The organism is Streptomyces sp. NPDC054813, assembly GCF_053611365.1.
On the sequence record NZ_JBSHAF010000009.1, the window covers coordinates 346,637 to 363,657 of the forward strand.

13 protein-coding genes are annotated in these 17,021 nt (G+C 70.6%); 5 read left to right on the top strand and 8 right to left on the bottom strand.

Features of this window, described 5'->3' with window-relative positions; genetic code table 11:
* Window positions 1-92: 92 nt before the first annotated feature.
* Complete coding sequence (locus tag ACWGJB_RS20920; RefSeq protein ID WP_453381622.1) at window positions 93-458, top strand: four-helix bundle copper-binding protein; 366 nt, start codon at window positions 93-95, stop codon at window positions 456-458.
* A gap of 64 nt (window positions 459-522) precedes the next feature.
* On the opposite strand, the gene ACWGJB_RS20925 is transcribed toward ACWGJB_RS20920, so the two are convergent.
* A complete protein-coding gene (locus tag ACWGJB_RS20925) occupies window positions 523-1,824 on the bottom strand; it encodes an LCP family protein (RefSeq protein WP_453381623.1) in 1,302 nt (433 codons plus the stop codon).
* A 119-nt stretch (window positions 1,825-1,943) separates the two neighbouring features.
* Between ACWGJB_RS20925 and ACWGJB_RS20930 the strand changes: the two genes are divergently transcribed.
* Window positions 1,944-2,492: an acyl-CoA thioesterase gene (locus tag ACWGJB_RS20930; protein ID WP_351738700.1), complete on the top strand. Its 549-nt coding sequence runs from the start codon at window positions 1,944-1,946 to the stop codon at window positions 2,490-2,492.
* A 160-nt stretch (window positions 2,493-2,652) separates the two neighbouring features.
* Here ACWGJB_RS20930 and ACWGJB_RS20935 read toward each other — a convergent pair whose 3' ends face one another.
* A complete protein-coding gene (locus tag ACWGJB_RS20935) occupies window positions 2,653-4,155 on the bottom strand; it encodes an LCP family protein (protein WP_453381624.1) in 1,503 nt (500 codons plus the stop codon).
* A gap of 126 nt (window positions 4,156-4,281) precedes the next feature.
* Between ACWGJB_RS20935 and ACWGJB_RS20940 the strand changes: the two genes are divergently transcribed.
* Complete coding sequence (locus tag ACWGJB_RS20940; RefSeq protein WP_453381625.1) at window positions 4,282-5,334, top strand: glycosyltransferase family 2 protein; 1,053 nt, start codon at window positions 4,282-4,284, stop codon at window positions 5,332-5,334.
* A 25-nt stretch (window positions 5,335-5,359) separates the two neighbouring features.
* Here the strand turns inward: ACWGJB_RS20940 and ACWGJB_RS20945 are convergent, their stop codons facing one another.
* From ACWGJB_RS20945 to ACWGJB_RS20965, 5 genes are all read right to left on the bottom strand, one after another.
* On the bottom strand, window positions 5,360-6,922 hold the full coding sequence (locus tag ACWGJB_RS20945; RefSeq protein WP_453381664.1) for an LCP family protein: 1,563 nt from the start codon (window positions 6,920-6,922) through the stop codon (window positions 5,360-5,362).
* Window positions 6,923-7,141: 219 nt separating this feature from the next.
* A complete protein-coding gene (locus ACWGJB_RS20950) occupies window positions 7,142-8,764 on the bottom strand; it encodes an LCP family protein (RefSeq protein ID WP_453381626.1) in 1,623 nt (540 codons plus the stop codon).
* A gap of 241 nt (window positions 8,765-9,005) precedes the next feature.
* Window positions 9,006-10,742 carry an LCP family protein gene (locus ACWGJB_RS20955; RefSeq protein WP_453381627.1) on the bottom strand — a complete coding sequence of 579 codons (1,737 nt, stop codon included), beginning with the start codon at window positions 10,740-10,742 and terminating at the stop codon, window positions 9,006-9,008.
* 241 nt (window positions 10,743-10,983) lie between these two features.
* On the bottom strand, window positions 10,984-12,108 hold the full coding sequence (locus ACWGJB_RS20960) for an LCP family protein (protein ID WP_453381628.1): 1,125 nt from the start codon (window positions 12,106-12,108) through the stop codon (window positions 10,984-10,986).
* Window positions 12,109-12,293: 185 nt separating this feature from the next.
* On the bottom strand, window positions 12,294-13,049 hold the full coding sequence (locus ACWGJB_RS20965) for a TIGR03089 family protein (protein ID WP_453381629.1): 756 nt from the start codon (window positions 13,047-13,049) through the stop codon (window positions 12,294-12,296).
* Between the two features lie 111 nt (window positions 13,050-13,160).
* On the opposite strand from ACWGJB_RS20965, the gene ACWGJB_RS20970 reads away from it, so the two are divergent.
* Both ACWGJB_RS20970 and ACWGJB_RS20975 read left to right on the top strand, forming a co-directional pair.
* A complete protein-coding gene (locus ACWGJB_RS20970) occupies window positions 13,161-14,543 on the top strand; it encodes a peptidoglycan recognition protein family protein (protein ID WP_453381630.1) in 1,383 nt (460 codons plus the stop codon).
* 162 nt (window positions 14,544-14,705) lie between these two features.
* Window positions 14,706-15,788 (top strand): sugar phosphate nucleotidyltransferase, encoded by a 1,083-nt coding sequence (locus ACWGJB_RS20975; protein WP_453381631.1) that lies wholly within the window; start codon window positions 14,706-14,708, stop codon window positions 15,786-15,788.
* A 169-nt stretch (window positions 15,789-15,957) separates the two neighbouring features.
* On the opposite strand, the gene ACWGJB_RS20980 is transcribed toward ACWGJB_RS20975, so the two are convergent.
* On the bottom strand, window positions 15,958-16,968 hold the full coding sequence (locus ACWGJB_RS20980; RefSeq protein WP_453381632.1) for a DNA-3-methyladenine glycosylase family protein: 1,011 nt from the start codon (window positions 16,966-16,968) through the stop codon (window positions 15,958-15,960).
* Window positions 16,969-17,021 lie beyond the last annotated feature (53 nt).

Here is a 17,021-nt window from a genome sequence, read left to right on the forward strand (position 1 = left end):
TCTGTCGCCGAATGGCGCTACCGCTCGGTCGGGCTTAGAAGGAAGACGAACGGGGCCTGCCCCGGGCCCTTCCCCTCTCCCCTGGAGAAGCCATGACCCAGACCGGACCCATGACCGCCATGAGCAAGCAGATGCAGGAGTGCGTCAACGCGTGCATGGCCGCCCACACGATGTGCGAGGAGACCATGAGCTCCTGCATGTCCATGGACGGCGGCCAGGCCCACATGAAGATCATGCGCGCGCTGATGGACTGCTCCGAGATGACCCGGATGTGCGCCGACATGATGATGCGGCGCTCGCCCCTGTCGGCCGAGATGTGCGCGATGTGCGCCAGGGCCTGTGACATGTGCGCAGAGGCGTGTATGTCCATGCCGGACGACCCGCAGATGAAGCGCTGCGCCGACGCGTGTCGCCGCTGCGCCGAGATGTGCCGCTCGATGGCCGGCGCGTCCATGTGACACACCGCTGAGACGGCGCCAGGGGCACCCCGACGGGGTGCCCCTGAACCGGGTACGACCGGCCTCAGTTGCTGGTGACGGTGACCTTCTGGTCGTTCTTCAGCTCGTCGACCAGGGTCTTGACCTTCGCCTTGTCCCAGACGAGGTTGCCGCCCGTGGAGCCGGAGACCGGCATGTTCATCGAGGTGCCGTCGCCGCCGTTGACGTCCTTCATCGCGAAGAACATGGAGGCCAGGTCCCACAGGCTCATGTCCTTGTCGACGGTGAGGGAGTCCAGGCCCGCCCCGAGGGTGGGGTAGAGCTTGAAGGGGTTCAGGACCGTCGAGGGGGTGGCCACCTGGTGGGCCAGCGCCGCCAGGAACTTCTGCTGGTTCTTGGTGCGCTGCAGGTCGGACGCGGCGAAGGCGTGCCGGGTGCGGACGAACGCGAGGGCCTCCTCGCCGTTCAGGGTCTGCTTGCCCGCCTTGAAGTTCGCGCCCGAGTAGCTGTCCTTGAAGCCCTTGTCGATGTCGATCGTGACACCGCCGACCGCGTCCACGATGTCCGCGAAGCCGGCGAAGCCGATCTCCACGTAGTGGTCTATGTGCAGCCCGGTGTTGTACTCGACCGTGCGCACGAGCAGGGTCGGGCCGTCCTCGGCGTAGGCGGCGTTCAGCTTCGTGTGCCGGCCGGTGCCCTGGTAGACCTTGCCGGACGTGGACCCCTGGTACGAGGGGATCTCCACGTCGGAGTCGCGGGGGAGGGAGATCAGCGTGTCGCCGTTGTCGCCGACGTGCAGGATCATCATCGAGTCGGTGCGCTGGCCCTCGGCCGACCCCGTGTGCAGCTTCTTCTTCTCGTCGGCCGACATGCCCTTGCGGCTGTCGGAACCGACGATCAGGTAGTTGGTGCCCGCGCCGGCCGCGGGACGGTCGATGACCTTCGACAGGTCGACGTCCCGGTGCAGCTTGGAGTCGGCCCAGAAGTAGGTCGCCACGGATGTGACGATCAGCACGCTCAGGACGACGATCGCGGTCCACTTGATCCGCTTGCGCCAGTTCGGTGCCGGACGCGGGCCGCGCTCACGGGTGCCGCCGGGTCCCCCGCCCCCGGGGCCGCCGCCGTAGACCTGGCCGGTGTTGTAGCCGTTGTCGTATCCGCTGTCGTACCCGGAGCCGTCGTCGTACCCGTTGCCGTACGCCGGCTGCTGCGGGACGCCGGCGTAGCCGCCGCCTCCCTGCTGCGGCGCGCCGTACGGCGGCGCCGACGGTTCCCCGCGTCGTACCTGGCGCATCACGCGGGCGCCCTCAGGCTGCGCGCTGGCGCTACCGCGTCCGTACCGGTTGCCGCGGTTGTCGTTCGACCGTCCCTCGGGCCATTCGTTCATGGGCCCCAGTGTGCAGGCAGCGCCTGTACCTCTTACAAGGGTCGTCGGGAAATCAGGGCAGCGCTGTTGCGAACCCGACACAAATTCCGTGATTGTCACTTCGGCATAAGGTAGGGGCCATGACAGACCAGGCCCCCGAGGCGGAGTCCGATATTCCCGGCAAGCCGACGTCCGCGTCCCGGACCACGCTGAGCCACATCATGACCCACAACGACACCAACCTCCTCGGCACGGTGCACGGCGGTGTGATCATGAAGCTCGTCGACGACGCGGCGGGCGCGGTCGCCGGGCGCCACTCGGGCGGTCCCGCCGTCACCGCGTCCATGGACGAGATGGCGTTCCTGGAGCCGGTCCGTGTCGGTGACCTGGTGCATGTCAAGGCGCAGGTCAACTGGACCGGCCGGACGTCCATGGAGGTGGGCGTGCGGGTCCTCGCCGAGCGCTGGAACGAGTCCAACCCCGCCACCCAGGTCGGCTCGGCCTACCTGGTCTTCGCGGCGGTCGACGCCGACGGCAAGCCGCGCCGGGTACCGCCGGTGATACCGGAGACCGACAGGGACCGCCGGCGCAATCAGGAGGCCCAGATCAGGCGGACGCACCGGCTGGCACGGCGGCGGGAGATCCGCGAACTGCGCGAGCGCCGGGTGGCGGAGGGCTTCGAGGACTAGGGCGGTGCCGCGCCGGGGCGTCGGCCGACTTCGGGCCGGTGGGGGTTGTTCGCGCAGTTCCCCGCGCCCCTGAAGAAGCGCTCGTGCAGCAACCCTGCTTTTTAGGGGCGCGGGGAACTGCGCGACAAGCCCCCACGCACCCGCAGCCGAGGCACGCCCCTCAGCACACCGTCTCATCTCCCCTGATCACAGAGGATTCCCCCTGTGCAGGGGCCTCGGCCCGTACCTTGCGCACACTCGCCGGCCCCTTGAAGTCCGCCCCGGTCGTCACCCGCAGCACCGGGCCCATCCCCTTCACCGCCCGCAGCTCGCTCCCCGGCAGGGCCGCCGCGAGCGACCGGGCCGAGCGGTCCCAGCGGGGGTCGAAGGAGATCACCGTCCGCCGCACGTCGTGCCGGGCGGCGGTCACCGGCTGGTGGTTCGTCGCGAACCCCGCCGCCGCCAGTGCCGCGTCCATCCGCCGCCCGAGCCCCGCCGTCCCCGTGCCGTTCTCCACCTGCACATGGATCTGTGCCGGCGCCACCTCCACGGTCGCCGGCGCCGGACGGGCGGGCCGCGCGGGTGCCGGCGGTGCAAGCGGCTTGTCCTCGCGCAGGGACTGGAACAGCTGGTCCGACCTGGCCTGGTCCCACTTCAGCGTCGAGCCGATGCCCTTCACGGCGTACCCCAGCTGCCCGATGGGGACGGTCGTGAACTCGGAGGAGGACGGGGAGAAGTTCCGCATCGCCCGGCCGAGGTCCAGCAGCTCGTCCGTGCCGAAGCCCATGTCGGCCCGTACGGAGCCCAGCACCGCCCGCGTCACGTCCCGGAACTTGATCGGGTTGAGCAGCACCCCCGAAGACGACGCCCGCTCGATCAGCGCGGCCAGGAACCGCTGCTGCCGTTTCATCCGGCCGAGGTCGCTCGCCCCGTCGACGTGCCGGGAGCGGACGAACTGCAGGGCCTGCCCGCCGTTCAGCCTGTGCGTACCGGAGGAGAGGTCGAGGCCGGTGTAGGAGTCCTTCAGCGGCTGGGGCGTGCAGATCCGGACCCCGCCGAGCACGTCCACGGTCCGCATGAACGTGATGAAGTCGACCTCCAGATAGTGGTCGATCTTCAGATGGGTCATGGCCTCGACCGTGCGGACGGTCAGCTGCGGGCCGCCCTCCGCGTAGGCCGCGTTCAGCTTGATGGGGTGGGCGCTGTGCGCCCGGCCCGTCGTCTCGTCGGTGTGCGGCGGGACCTCGGCGTACGAGTCGCGCGGCAGGCTGACGACCGTCGCCCGCTCCCGGTCCGCCGAGATGTGCACGATCATCATCGTGTCCGTGCAGTGGCAGGGCGCCCCGCCCAGCCGGTACTTCCGCCGCTCCCTCTCCGTGATCTTGTCGCGGCCGTCGGTGCCGACCAGCAGGACGTTCATGCCGTGGCCGGGGGCCGGGCGGTTCTTCATGTCCTTGAACGGGTCGACCCGCGCGATGTCCGCGTCGAGACTGGCCATCACGGAGTGTCCGATCCCGGCCGACGCCAGCACCACCACCGAGAGTGTGGTCACGGCCCGCATGGCCCAGCGCGGCCGCCGGGGCCTCGCGGGTCGTACCGGCGGCCGCGGGGCCTGACGGGTGGGCTGTGGTCGACGCTGCGGCCGGGCGGGCCGGGCGGGGGACCGGGGCGGGCTGGCGGCCAAAGGACACCTCCGGACGAGGCCGTACGTGGGATCCGTGAGCACCGTAGGCCGATACGACCTTCAGCCCGCGGCTTGGCACCGGCGGCGCGCACCGGTGTCCCCCGTTCGCGGTAACGTGAGCCCCCTATGAACGCCAAGCCCGACGTGCGGCACCCCGCAGTTTCTGTGATCATGCCCGTCCTCAACGAGGAGCGGCATCTGCGTGGGGCCGTCCAAGCGATCCTCGCGCAGGAGTACGCCGGTGAGCTGGAGGTCGTCATCGCCCTCGGTCCGTCCACGGACCGCACGGACGAGATCGCGGCGCAGCTCGTGGCCGACACTGCGTCATTCAAAAGCAAGCGCGTGCACACCGTCCCGAACCCGACCGGCCGCACCCCGGCCGCGCTGAACGCCGCGATCAAGGCCTCCCGGCATCCGATCGTGGTGCGCGTGGACGGCCACGGCATGCTCTCCCCGAACTACATCGCGACCGCTGTCCGCCTCCTGGCGGAGACCGGCGCGCAGAACGTCGGCGGCATCATGCACGCCGAGGGCGAGAACGCCTGGGAGCACGCGGTCGCGGCGGCCATGACCTCGAAGATCGGCGTCGGCAACGCCGCCTTCCACACGGGCGGCGAGGCCGGTCCCGCCGAGACCGTCTACCTCGGTGTCTTCCGCCGCGAGGCCCTCGAGCAACAGGGCGGCTACAACGAGGAGTTCATTCGCGCCCAGGACTGGGAGCTGAACTTCCGGATCCGCGAGGCCGGCGGCCTGATCTGGTTCTCGCCGGAGCTGAGGGTGTCGTACCGGCCGCGGCCGAGCATGAAGGCGCTCGCCAAGCAGTACAAGGACTACGGCCGTTGGCGGCACGTCGTCGCCCGCTACCACGAGGGTTCCATCAACCTGCGCTACCTCGCCCCGCCCACCGCGGTGTGCGCGATAGCCGCCGGGATAGTAGTCGGCGCCCTGGTCACCCCGTTCGGGTTCGTGATCCCCGGCGGCTATCTCGCCGCGATCGCCGCCGGGTCCCTCCCGGCCGGCAAGGGGCTGTCCCTCAAGGCGCGGCTCCAGATCCCGCTTGCCCTCGCCACCATGCACATGTCGTGGGGGTACGGCTTCCTGACCAGCCCCAAGGCCCTGGCGAAGCGGGTCATCGCGTCCCGCCGTCCCGCGGTGCTCAGCCCTTCCTCCTCCAGCTGAGCACCCGCCTGCGGAGCGACCCGGACTACCAGGTGTAGTCCGGGTCGACGTGCATGCACGCCTTGGTGTCCGCGGCGTTGAGGGCGCTCGCCGAGGCCGGCGTGGTGTCATCGTCGTCGGCGGTGTACCTCGTGCCCGAGCGCCAGTCGGCGCCCACCACCAGCGTGACCCCGTCGACGTCCGTGGACTTCTTCACCTGGTCGGCCGGGACGCCCAGCACCTTCGCGACCCGCTGGGCGTCGCCCGCCAGGTCGGCGCTCGGATACCGCACCAGGGTCCGGTCCTCGCTGAGCAGCGCCGAGGAGTCGGCGGCCGCCTTCGTGAAGCCCTTGCCGACGAGCAGTTCGGTGACGGCGGCGGCCCGGCCGGTGACCGCGGACTCCGTGCCGCCGCTGGTGCCGTTCTGCACTTGCACGGCGATCCGGTCGTCGGCCGCCGCCTTGTCGGTGACCGTCGTCGTGGTCGTCGTCTTCTTTTTCTTGTCCTTGCCGTCGAGGGCGATGTCCTCGCGGACCAGCCGCCACAGCTTGGCCGCGTCGGTGGGCTTGGGCAGGACGCGGTTGCCGTCCGAGGAGTACACCCACGGCATCGTCGTCATCGTGATGCGCTTGGTGGGGACCTTCTTCAGCTCCTTGCTCAGGTCGTAGAGCTCGGTGACCGTGCCGAGGCCGTCGTCCACCGTCAGTGCCTTGGTGGCCGTCTCGGCGAGCTTGAGGAGCTTGTCGGGGTTGCTGAGGGTCGCGTTGGAGCGCAACTGGCGGACCATCGAGTTCATGTACATGTGCTGGGCCTTGGTGCGGGCGATGTCACTGCCGTCCTCGAAGCCGTACCGGGTGCGCAGCCACTGCAGGGCCTGTTTGCCCTTGACGGCGGTGGTGCCCTTCTTCAGCTTCAGGCCCGAGCCGTGTCCCGTGGAGGTGTGCGAGTAGATGCCGGCGTCCACGCACACCGGCACCCCGCCGATCGCGTCCGCCATGGACACCACGCCCGAGAAGTCGACCATCATGAAGTGGTCGATGTGGATGTCGGTGAGCTTCTCCCAGGTGGCCACCGTGCAGCCGGGGCCGCCGCGCTCCAGGGACGAGTTGGTCATGGTGTCGGAGGTCGCCGCGTAGACCTTGCCGGTATCGGTGTCCGTGCACTCGGGGATGTCGACCAGAGTGTCGCGGGGCATGGACACCACCGACATGTTGGTGCGGTCGGCCGAGACGTGCAGCAGCATCTGCACGTCGGCGCGGGCGGCGGTGCCGATGTCCCTGGCGCCGCCCAGCTTCTGGTTCTCGGCGGTGTCCCGGGCGTCGGAGCCGATCAGCAGGATATTCAGGGGCTTCTGCCCGGCCGCGTTCGCCTTCGACTCGGCCGCGCGGTCCTTGGAGTCCCCGATGTTCAGGGACTCCTTCTTGATGTTGCCGTTGAGGTGCTCGTAGTAGAGGTATCCGGCGGTGGCGGTGCCGGCTATCGCCAGGGCCACGACCGAGGCCGACCAGCGCAGTACCCGGCGTCTGCGCCGCCCGCGGTCACCGTCCGCCCCGCCGCCGCCCCGTCTGCCACCGTGCCGACCGTCACCGCCCTGGGGCGTCAGGGTCATCGTGTCGTCGACCACGGCCACGCCGGACACCTCCCCTCGCACATTGCCGCGCACCAACTGCCCGCCCTCCCGCTCGCCACTGCCGCCGCACCCGACTCCCGGGTACCTGGGCACCTGGGCACGGCGGCAGTGTCATGCAGTCGCTTAGGAGTTGCCTGTGCGTAGCTGTGGGGACCTGTAGGTGAAGAGACCGCCCTGTCCGTAAAGTCCTTGCAGGGGCTACTGCCACCGATAGGGCGCGTACACGTCCATGCACTGCTTGGTGTCCGAGCCGTTGATGGCGTCGGAGTTGTCGGGCAGGTCACCGGCCTTCGGCGCGGACTGCTTGGGATACGCCGTCCCGTCGCGCCAGTCGGCACCGACGACGAGCGTGACGCCCGACACATCGGTGGTCCGCTTCACCTGGCCGACCGGGATCCCCAGCGCCTTGGCGACCGCCTGGGCGTCGCCCTGCAGGTCCGCGCTCGGATACTCCACGACCGACTTCTCCACGGACTCGGTGGCCGACGAGGTGTCCGCCGCCGCCCGGGTGTAGCCCTTGGTGCCGAGTTCCGTGGCCATCGTACGGGCCCGAAGGGGGACCGCGGCCTCGGTCGAGGTCCCGGTGGCGTTCTGCACCAGCACCCCGAGTTGGCCGGCGGGGACGGAGGGCGCCTTGGTCGCCGCGGCGGTCGCCGTGGGCTTCTTGCTCTCCTTGGCGGCGCCGTTCTTGTCGAACGCCACGTCGTCGCGGAGCATCTGCCACATCTTGTCGGCGTTCGCGGTGTCCGGCACGAGGTGGTCCTTGTTCTGCGGGTCCTGGAGGTTCGGCATCGTGAGCGAGGTGATGCGGTCCGTCGGCACCGACTTGAGCTGCATGCCCAGGTCGTAGAGCTTCTTCGGGGTGCCGATCTCCTCGGAGACCGTCAGCGACTTGGTGGCCGCCTCGGCCAGGTCCATCAGCCTGCCGGTGTCGGTGAAGACGTTCTGCCCCTTCAGCGTCCGGATCATCGAGTTGAGGTACATGTGCTGGGCCTTGGCCCGCAGCGGGTCACTGCCCCAGGCGTGCCGGGTGCGCAGCCACTGCAGGGCCTGCTCGCCCTGCACCTTGTGCGTGCCGGCCGTCATCTTCAGCCCGGAGCCGCCGGACACCGCGGCCGTCGGCCGGTCCCACACGTTCTGCTTCACACAGACGTCGACGCCGCCGATGGCGTCCGCCATCTTCACCACGCCCGCGAAGTCGATCGTGATCCAGTGGTCGATGTAGACCCCGGTGAGGTTCTCCCAGGTGGCCAGCGTGCAGCCGGCGCCGCCGCGGGCCAGTGACTCGTTGATGATGGTGTTGGTCGCCGGGTACACCTTGCCGGTCTCCGGGTCCGTGCACTTGGGGATGTCGACGCGGGTGTCCCGGGGGATGCTCACCATCGCCGCGCTCTTGCGGTCCGCCGACAGGTGGATCAGCATCTGGACATCCCCGAGCGGCGGGCTGCCCCGGTCGTACTTGGCGCCGCCGAGCTTCACGTTCTCGTCGGAGTTACGGCTGTCGGAGCCGATCAGCAGGATGTTCAGCGGCGTCTGACCGGCCGCGTTGGCCGCGGTCTTCCGCGCCTTGGCGTCGCCGATGTCGCGCTCGCCCTTGTGGATGTTGCCGTTCAGGTGCTGGTAGTAGAGGTAACCGGCACCGGCCGTACCGAGGATCACCACCGACAGCACGGTCGCCGACCAGCGCAACGCGCGCCGTCCGCGTCTGCGCCGGCCGCCGTTCGAGCCGTGTGACCCGTTGGGTCCGCCGCTCTTGCCGCCCTTGCGACGACCGCCGCCCGCACCGCCCGGCGCCCCGGCTGTCTTCGGTGCGAGGGACATCGTGTCCTCGACCGCAGGCTTTTCCCCCCGCACATCGCTCTGCGTCAACTTCCAGCCCTCCCCGCCCTGCGCCCTGCGCGCACCGGCCCGCCGCCGACGCCCCCCATCGGACGCTTCGCGGACCACACGGGTCCGCCCCGCGCCCGGTTAGACGCATGACGGACCCATAGGGTTACCTGCTTATTCGCTGTGACTTGGTGTTGTCGGGCAGCAACTCCCCGCTACCGGACGCCGGTTGTCGCTACTTGGCGCAGGTCACCTTGTCCGCGGTGGTCTTGCTGTCCACGTCCGGCGCCTTTGTCGGAGTGGTGAGGGACACCCCCGCCCCCTGGAAGTCCTTGCCCAGCGTCAGGGTCATCGCGGGCAGCCCCTGGGAGTTGGTCACGCTCTTGCCCGGCTTCAGCGCCGAGCCGGACAGCCCCATGATGCTGGCCAGTTCACGCGCCTGCGCGGCCTGGTCGGGGGCGTACTCCAGCGTGGTCTTGCTGAGCTTGGCGTCCGCGTTGCCGGCGTTCTCCGACTTGAGGACGCCCTGCTCGTTCTGCAGCCAGTTGAGGGCCTCCTGGGCGCTGCCGTCCGCGGCCCCGCCGTTGAGGATCCGCACCCGCACCTCGGACGCCGCGGACTTGCTGCCCTCCAGGCGGGCGGCCGCCGCGTCCTTGCTGGCCTGCGCCTGCTTCTTCTTGACCGCGGTGAAGGAGACGTCGCCCTTGATGGCCTGGAACACCGGCGGGGCCTTCGTGTCGTTGAGCACGACGGTCGTCTTGACCTTCTCGGCCGGGTTGTCGACGACCGGGACGGTGGTGAAGGTCAGGTTCTTCGGGTTGAGCTTGCCGAGCTCCAGACCCAGGTCCTTCAGCTTGCCGATGCTGTCCAGTTTGGAGTCGACGGTCAGCGCCTTGGTGCCGACCTCGGCCAGCTTCAGCAGCTTGGTCGGGCTGCTGAGCGTCGAGTTGGAGCTGAGCTTGCGCATCAGCGCGCTGAGGAACTGCTGCTGGAGCTGGATCCGGCTGAGGTCACCGCCGAAGCCGACGGAGTGCCGGGTGCGTACGAAGGCCAGCGCGGTCTCGCCGGAGATGTTGTGGGTGCCCTTGGACAGCTTCAGATGCGAGTCCGAGTCGTCGATGTCCTTGGCGAGGCAGACCTCGACGCCGCCCACCGCGTCGGTCAGCGTCTTGACCGCGTTGAAGTCGGCCACCATGAAGTTGTCCGGCTTGATCCCGGTCAGCTCCGTCACCGTGCGCACGGTGCAGCTGGCCGTGCGGCCGTCCTGGCCGAGGCTGGTGTTGAAGCGGACGTCGGTGGTGCCCGGGATGACCTTCTGGGTGCCGTCGGACTGCTCGGTCGGGCAGTCCGGGACGTCCACGATCAGGTCGCGCGGGATGCTCAGCGCGGTCGCGTTGGAGCGGTCCTTGGAGATGTGCAGCAGGATGTTGGTGTCGGCGTGCCCGACGCTGCCCGTGTCGCCGTACCCCTCGTTGCCCTTGCCGGTGCGCTTGTCGGTGCCGATCACCAGCAGGTTGATCGCCTTGTCCTTGCTGAAGCCACCGGTGCTCGCGCCGTCGTCGGAGACGGACGTGATGTTGTCGTTGAGGTGCTTCACGTACAGATAGCCGGCGGCCGAGACGGCGACCAGGACGAAGGCCATCGAACCGCCGGTCCACAGCAGCGCCTTCTTGGCCTTCGACTTCTTCTTCACCGGCCGACGTGAGCGCCGCCCGGCCGGCGGCTCGGGCTCGCCGCGCCGTCTGCGCTGCCCCGGAAGCTGCCCGGGAACCTGCCCCGGAACATCCCGTCCCGCGGTCTTCCGCGGCGCGTCCGCACCGGTGCGCGACGACGTCGGTCGGCGCGGTCCGGGTACCGACGACTGCGGTGCGGAAGGTGTCAGTCGCAGTTCGTATTCGCCGGTGTTCGGATTGAGTACCCACTGGTCTGCGGGATCGATGTCGTCCGCCCGCCCACGGCCTTGCGCGTCCACGGTTGTCCGATCCTCCGTCGGGGCCACGCGGCGCCTTCCCCCCACCAAGGCGCTCGGTCACGGTTAACAGTGCACGACCCCAGGACGGACCTCGCGGCCGGGTGCACCGGAGGGCTCACACTATCCGTCCAGTTCAGCGTCGAGTGACGCCAGTGACAAATTCATCCTCCCTACAACCGGGCAATCCATCTCATTTAACTGACAACGAACAGCAAGGAAGTTCGCCGCCTTGGCTGGTGCATTACCCGCAACTGTCCTCGGCGGCGGTGTTCCCGCGAAATCCGGGCGCCTCGGAGTTTTCGGAAGAGGGAGCGTTCTTCTTGGTGACCGGCACCGGCCTGTCGGCCCGCAGCAGCGCGAAAAGCGCGTCCGCCCTGCCCTCCACGAGCTGGTCACGATTGGAGTCGTACACATACGGCTCCCTCGGGACGGTGAGGAACTGCACCTGTTCGGTGGGGATGTCGCGCAGCCCGCGGACGAGCTGGTACAAACCGCGCAGACTGGCCAGTTCGGGGTCGGTGGTGAGCGCGGAGGTCGCCGCGTCCAGCAGCGGATAGAGCTTCGCCGGGTTCAGCAGTACGTCACTGCCCCGCACCTTTTTGACGAGCGCCCCCAGGAACAGCTGCTGCCGCTCCATCCGCTCGGTGTCGCTGCCGTTGCCCAGCGACTTGCGGGCCCGGACGTACCCCAGCGCCTGCTCCCCGTCGAGGGTGACCCGTCCGGCGGGCAGCCGCAGCTTGGCCGCCTTGTCGTTGATCGGTTCCTTCAGGCACACCTGCACCCCGTCGACCGAGTCGACCATGTCCTTGAACCCGGTGAAGTCGACGACGACGTGATGGTCGATCCGGATGTCGGTGAGCTTCTCGACGGTACGGATGGTGCAGGCCGAACCCCCGATCTCGAACGCCGAGTTGAACAGCGTGAACGAGGGCTCGCTGCGCCGGCCGTCGCCCCGCAGGCAGCTCGGCACGTGCACCATCAGGTCCCGCGGCAGGGACACGGCGGTGGCGCTGCGCCGGTCCGCGGCGAGGTGCAGCAGGATCGTGGTGTCGGACCGCTCGGTGCCCAGGTCCTTGCCGTAGCGGCGGTTCCCGTCCCCGGCGCGGGTGTCCGACCCGATGAGGAGGATGTTCTGCGCGCCGCGCACCAGCGCGGTGGGGCGCTCCCGCTCGTAGCGGGCGAGCTCGGCGGCGGCCGCTTCGTCCGGGGTGATGTTGTCGCTGAGCCGGTCGTAGAGCACCCAGCCGCAGACGAGGGTGCCGGCGGCGAGCAGCCCGGCGACCACCGCCGTACCCCGTATCCAACGCCGCCGCCGACGCCGGGCAATGCCGTCCCCGGTCGCGGTGGCCCCTCCGGCATCGGTCACTCCTCCAGGGTGCCTGGGGGTGGGGGCGGGGGTGGGCGCCAACTACTCCACAAGGGTGAGCGGACCCACCCAGGGGCGCGGGCCGCAGCGATGTGCGGCTCCGCCGCGTGGGCGCGAACGGCCCCCACCGGCCCGCGGCCGACGAACGGCCCTGGCGGCCCGCGCCTCGCGCCCGGCGGACGGCCTCACCGAACCGTCGCAGTCACCCGCTCGCTCTCGATCCGCTTGGCGGTGCCTTCCTCGCCCAGTTCCCCCAGGTGCCGGCACAGCACCACCGACCCCCCGACGGCGAGCGGCGCGTACAGACCCGCGCTCAGCCCGTCCCACGTGTCGAACCCCAGCCCCGACAGCAGGCGCGACCCCGGCCCGGTCAGATCCAGCCCCGGTGCGTCCCCGAGCGCCCGCTCCACCACCTCGGCCCCGCTCATCTCCGCACCGGCCACGATCAGCGCGGGCTCCTCCGGATCGACGGGCGAGAACGGAGCGAACCGGTCCCCCTGGCTCGGCACCTCCACCGCGTAGTCGGCGAACCCGTCCGGGACCGCCGGGAAACGGCCGCCCAGCGGCCGTAGCGCGAGAGCGATCCGCTCGCCGCGGCAGGCCCGGGCCGCCTCCAGTGAATCCGGCCCGCTCACCACCACGTCGGCCGCCGCCGGGTCCCCGGCCACGTCGGCGATCACGCCCACCGACGAACAGGCGAGCAGCCACACCGCCGTCTGCCAGTGCGCGGGCAGCAGCAGGGCCACCCGGTCACCCGGCTGTGCCGCCAGGTCGCCCTGGAGCAGGTTCGCCGTCTTGGCCACCCAATTGGCGAAGGTGGCCACGGACAATTCGACGCGTTCGCCCGTGGCGTCGTCGTAGAAGGTCACCAGGGGGCGTCCGGGATCCGCGGCGAGCGCGGAACGCAGCAGGTCGGCAGGGGTGCGATCGGTGGCGTTCACCCGGGCAAGCGTACGCCGCGGCCGGTGCCCGCACCGACCGGCGGGGCCACCGGTTCGGCGCAATCGGTCCCGACGGACCGTCAGTTCCGCAATAGACATATATGTCTGACTATGTTCAAGATCAGGGGCATGCGTGGATTCCTGACTTCCTCGATCGGCGTCACCTGCGCGGCCCTCACCCTCCCCGCGGCTGTGCTGAACGTGCCGTCCGCGGCCGCCGCACCGGCGGAGCGGGCCACCACGACCACCGGCCGTCCCGCCGGGACCGCGGCCCTCGCCGGCAGCACCCGGTCACTGCCCCTCACCCCCCGCACCCGTGAGCGCGTCCTCGGCCGGGCCCCCGAACAGGGCCTGTACCGCGACGACCTGGAGCACTTCTCACTCGTCGGCGTCAGCTGGGACAACCCCGGAACCGAACTGCACGGCCTGGTCCAGGTCCGCACCCGGTCCGCCGCCACCGGCCGGTGGACGGGCTGGCAGGACGTCGACACACACAACGCCGACCACGGCGCCGACCCGGACACGGCGGAGGCCGACTCCGGCCATGTGCACGGCGGCACCGCGCCCCTGTGGGTGGGCGACTCGGACGGCGTCGACGTACGCGTGCGTGCCGAACTCGACGACGACCCCGGCCCGCGCGGCAGCACCCCCACCGGCGGACACGACCTGCTCCCGGCCGGCCTGCGCCTCGAACTCGTCGACCCCGGTGAGGAGGCCCCGCCCCAGTGGCCGCCGGCCGACGTCCCCCGCACCGGCACCGAGGCCGACGCGGCGGCGGCCGTCAACACCGACCTCGCGCCCTTCGGCGCCGCCGAGATCCCGGCCCTGAACCGGCAGGAGACCGAGGACGAACTGGCGGAGCTGACCGGCGTCCCGCGCGCGAAGCCGTACATCGGACCGCGCCCGAGGATCATCACCCGCCGTGGCTGGGGCGCCGACGAGTCACTGCGCGAGAAGGGGTTCGTCTACACCGGGAAGGTCAAGGCGGCCTTCGTCCACCACACCGCCTCCGGCAACGGTTACAAGTGCTCCCAGGCCCCGTCCGTCATCCGCAGTATCTACCGCTACCACGTGGTGAGCATGGGCTGGCGGGACATCGGCTACAACTTCCTCGTCGACAAGTGCGGAACCATCTACGAGGGCCGCGCCGGGGGAGTGGCGAAGTCCGTCCGGGGCGCCCACACCCTGGGCTTCAACAACAACAGCACGGGCATCGCGGTGATCGGCTCGTTCGGCTCGCACAAGCCGCCCGGCGCCGCCGTGACTGCCATCGCCAAGCTCACCGCGTGGAAGCTCGGGCTCTTCGGGGCCAATCCGAAGGGAAAGACATATCTGAAGTCCGGCGGTGGCAATCTCTACCCAAAGGGGAAGAACGTACGACTGAACGTGATCTCCGGCCATAGGGACGGGTACGCAACCGACTGTCCGGGCGCGAAGCTCTACGCCAGACTCGGCTCGGCCCGGACCAGCTCCGCGCACCTCCAGGGACGCTGAGCACAGGGGGTCGCGTCCACGCCGTCGGGGGCAGTCGGGGGAAACCGCACACCCATGCCGCGTGGCACCGCGCGGCCGTCGAAGGCGCCGTCGCACGGTCTGCATACACTGGCCGGCCGACAGAGAAGTTCGGCCGGTCCCGGCAGGAAGCAGAGACGACAGGTGACAGAAGCGATCCTCCTGGTCGGCGGCAAAGGCACCCGGCTGCGCCCGCTCACGGTCCACACGCCCAAGCCGATGGTCCCGGCGGCGGGCGTGCCGTTCCTGACGCACCAACTGGCCAGAGCCAGAGCAGCGGGCGTGGACCACATCGTCCTCGCGACGAGCTACCTGGCGGAGGTCTTCGAGCCGTACTTCGGCGACGGCACGGCACTCGGCCTGCGCATCGAGTACGTCACCGAGGAGGAACCGCTCGGCACCGGCGGCGCCATCCGCAACGTGGCCGCCCGTCTGCACTCGGGCCCCGACGACCCGGTCCTGATCTTCAACGGCGACATCCTGACGGGCCTGGACATCAGGGCGCTCGTCGAGATGCACGAGACGACGGACGCGGATGTCTCGCTCCACCTCACCAAGGTCACGGACCCGCGCGCGTACGGCCTCGTCCCCACCGACGAGACGGGTCGCGTCCTCGCCTTCCTGGAGAAGCCGCAGACCCCCGAGGAGATCGTCACCGACCAGATCAACGCGGGGGCGTACGTCTTCCGCCGCTCGGTCATCGACACGATCCCGCACGGCCGCCCGGTGTCGGTGGAGCGGGAGACCTTCCCCGAGCTGCTGTCGGCCGGTGCCCACCTCCAGGGCATGGTGGACTCCACGTACTGGCTGGACCTCGGCACCCCGGCGGCCTTCGTCCGCGGCTCGGCGGACCTGGTCCTGGGCCGCGCCCCGTCCCCGGCGGTCCCCGGCCGCTGCGGTGACCGCCTGATCCTGCCCACGGCCCGGGTCGCGGCGGACGCGAAGCTGACGGGCGGCACGGTGGTGGGCGAGGGCGCGTTCGTGGCGGAGGGCGCGCGCGTCTTCGGCTCCACGATCCTGCCGGGCGCCGTGATCGAGCCCGGCGCGGTCATCACCGACTCCCTGATCGGCAACCGCGCCCGCGTCGGCGAACGCGCGGTCCTCACGGGCACGGTGATCGGAGACGGCGCGACCGTCGGCGCCGACAACGAGCTCAGGGAGGGCGCGCGGGTGTGGTGCGACGCGACGATCCCGGCGGGGGCGGTGCGGTTCTCCTCGGACCAGTAGGGGGTGGCTGAGCAGGTACGCCGACTGCGGCCGCGCGGGGGCTGCTCGCGCAGTTCCCCGCGCCCCTCAAGGGGCGCCACTCAGCCGTCTCCCACATAGCTCTGCGGCGGCACGGGTGGGCGCGGGCGGCGCCCTGCCGACGCCGGAGAGCGCCCCCCGCCCTGGCGCTTCACAACCGGCCGATATCCCACCGCGGCATCTGCGGCACCCGCCGCTTCGGCACCTGCCCGCTCAGCAGGATCAACCGAGCCGCCCGATGCCGCTGCCCCGCATACGGCTCGAGCAACCGCAGCATCGCCTCGTCATCGGCATACCGGTCCCCGGCCAGCGCGAACCCCACGATCCCCGGCAGATGCAGGTCCCCGACCGTCACCGCGTCCGGCGCCCCGTGACTGCGCTGCACGGTCTCCGCGGACGTCCACGGCCCCACCCCCGGCACCACCTCCAACCGCGCCTGCGCGGCCTCCGCCGCCATCCCCACGGCCTGCTCGAGCCGCGCGGCGACCCGCACCGCCCGCAGGATCGTCGACGCCCGCTTGTTGTCGACGCCGGCCTTGTGCCACTCCCAGGAGGGAATCAGCGCCCAGGTCCGAGGCGCCGGCATCACCCACATCGGCCGCTCGCCCACCCCCGCGGGGCCGGGCGCCCGCTCCCCGAACCCGCGCACCAGCAACCGCCAGGCCCGGTACGCCTCGTCGGTGGTGACCTTCTGCTCCAGGATCGAGGGGATCAGCGACTCCAGCACCAGCCCGGTCCGGGTCAGCCGCAACCCCGGCCGCCGGTGCCGGGCGGCGGCGAGAACCCGGTGCCGGGGCACGAAGAGGGACGGGTCGTCGGCGGAGCCGAGCAGCTCCGGCAGCTGCTCCAGCAGCCACTCGGCACCGGCTCCCCACGCCTCCCCGCGCACCTCACCGCCGTACACGGCGACCCGCAGGGTCCCCGGCCCGGCAGGCGTGAGACTGGCCCGCCACACGGACCCGTCGGAGGTGGCCCGAAACGTCGGATCCCCGGGCCCCCGCCGCAACGGCCCCAGCACAAGCCCGAGATCAAGAGCCCCGTCCGGCTTCCACAGCCGAACCCGGCCGGGCGCGCTCGCCTGCCGGGGCACTCCAGCAGGTACGACGACCTGCCCACCCCGCACAGTCGCACGGGTGGGCCGTGGAGTGAAACGTCCGGCCATCAAGGAATCCTAGGCATCGAGCGCCCCTTCAGGGGCGCGGGGCTGTGTCCGAT

Bases quoted from the DNA above. Each gene is read 5' to 3' on its own strand.
- ACWGJB_RS20920 (WP_453381622.1), top strand. From the start codon at position 93: ATGACCCAGACCGGACCCATGACCGCCATGAGCAAGCAGATGCAGGAG.
- ACWGJB_RS20925 (WP_453381623.1), bottom strand. From the start codon at position 1,824: ATGAACGAATGGCCCGAGGGACGGTCGAACGACAACCGCGGCAACCGG.
- ACWGJB_RS20930 (WP_351738700.1), top strand. From the start codon at position 1,944: ATGACAGACCAGGCCCCCGAGGCGGAGTCCGATATTCCCGGCAAGCCG.
- ACWGJB_RS20945 (WP_453381664.1), bottom strand. From the start codon at position 6,922: ATGACCCTGACGCCCCAGGGCGGTGACGGTCGGCACGGTGGCAGACGG.
- ACWGJB_RS20940 (WP_453381625.1), top strand. From the start codon at position 4,282: ATGAACGCCAAGCCCGACGTGCGGCACCCCGCAGTTTCTGTGATCATG.
- ACWGJB_RS20950 (WP_453381626.1), bottom strand. From the start codon at position 8,764: ATGTCCCTCGCACCGAAGACAGCCGGGGCGCCGGGCGGTGCGGGCGGC.
- ACWGJB_RS20980 (WP_453381632.1), bottom strand. From the start codon at position 16,968: ATGGCCGGACGTTTCACTCCACGGCCCACCCGTGCGACTGTGCGGGGT.
- ACWGJB_RS20970 (WP_453381630.1), top strand. From the start codon at position 13,161: ATGTTCAAGATCAGGGGCATGCGTGGATTCCTGACTTCCTCGATCGGC.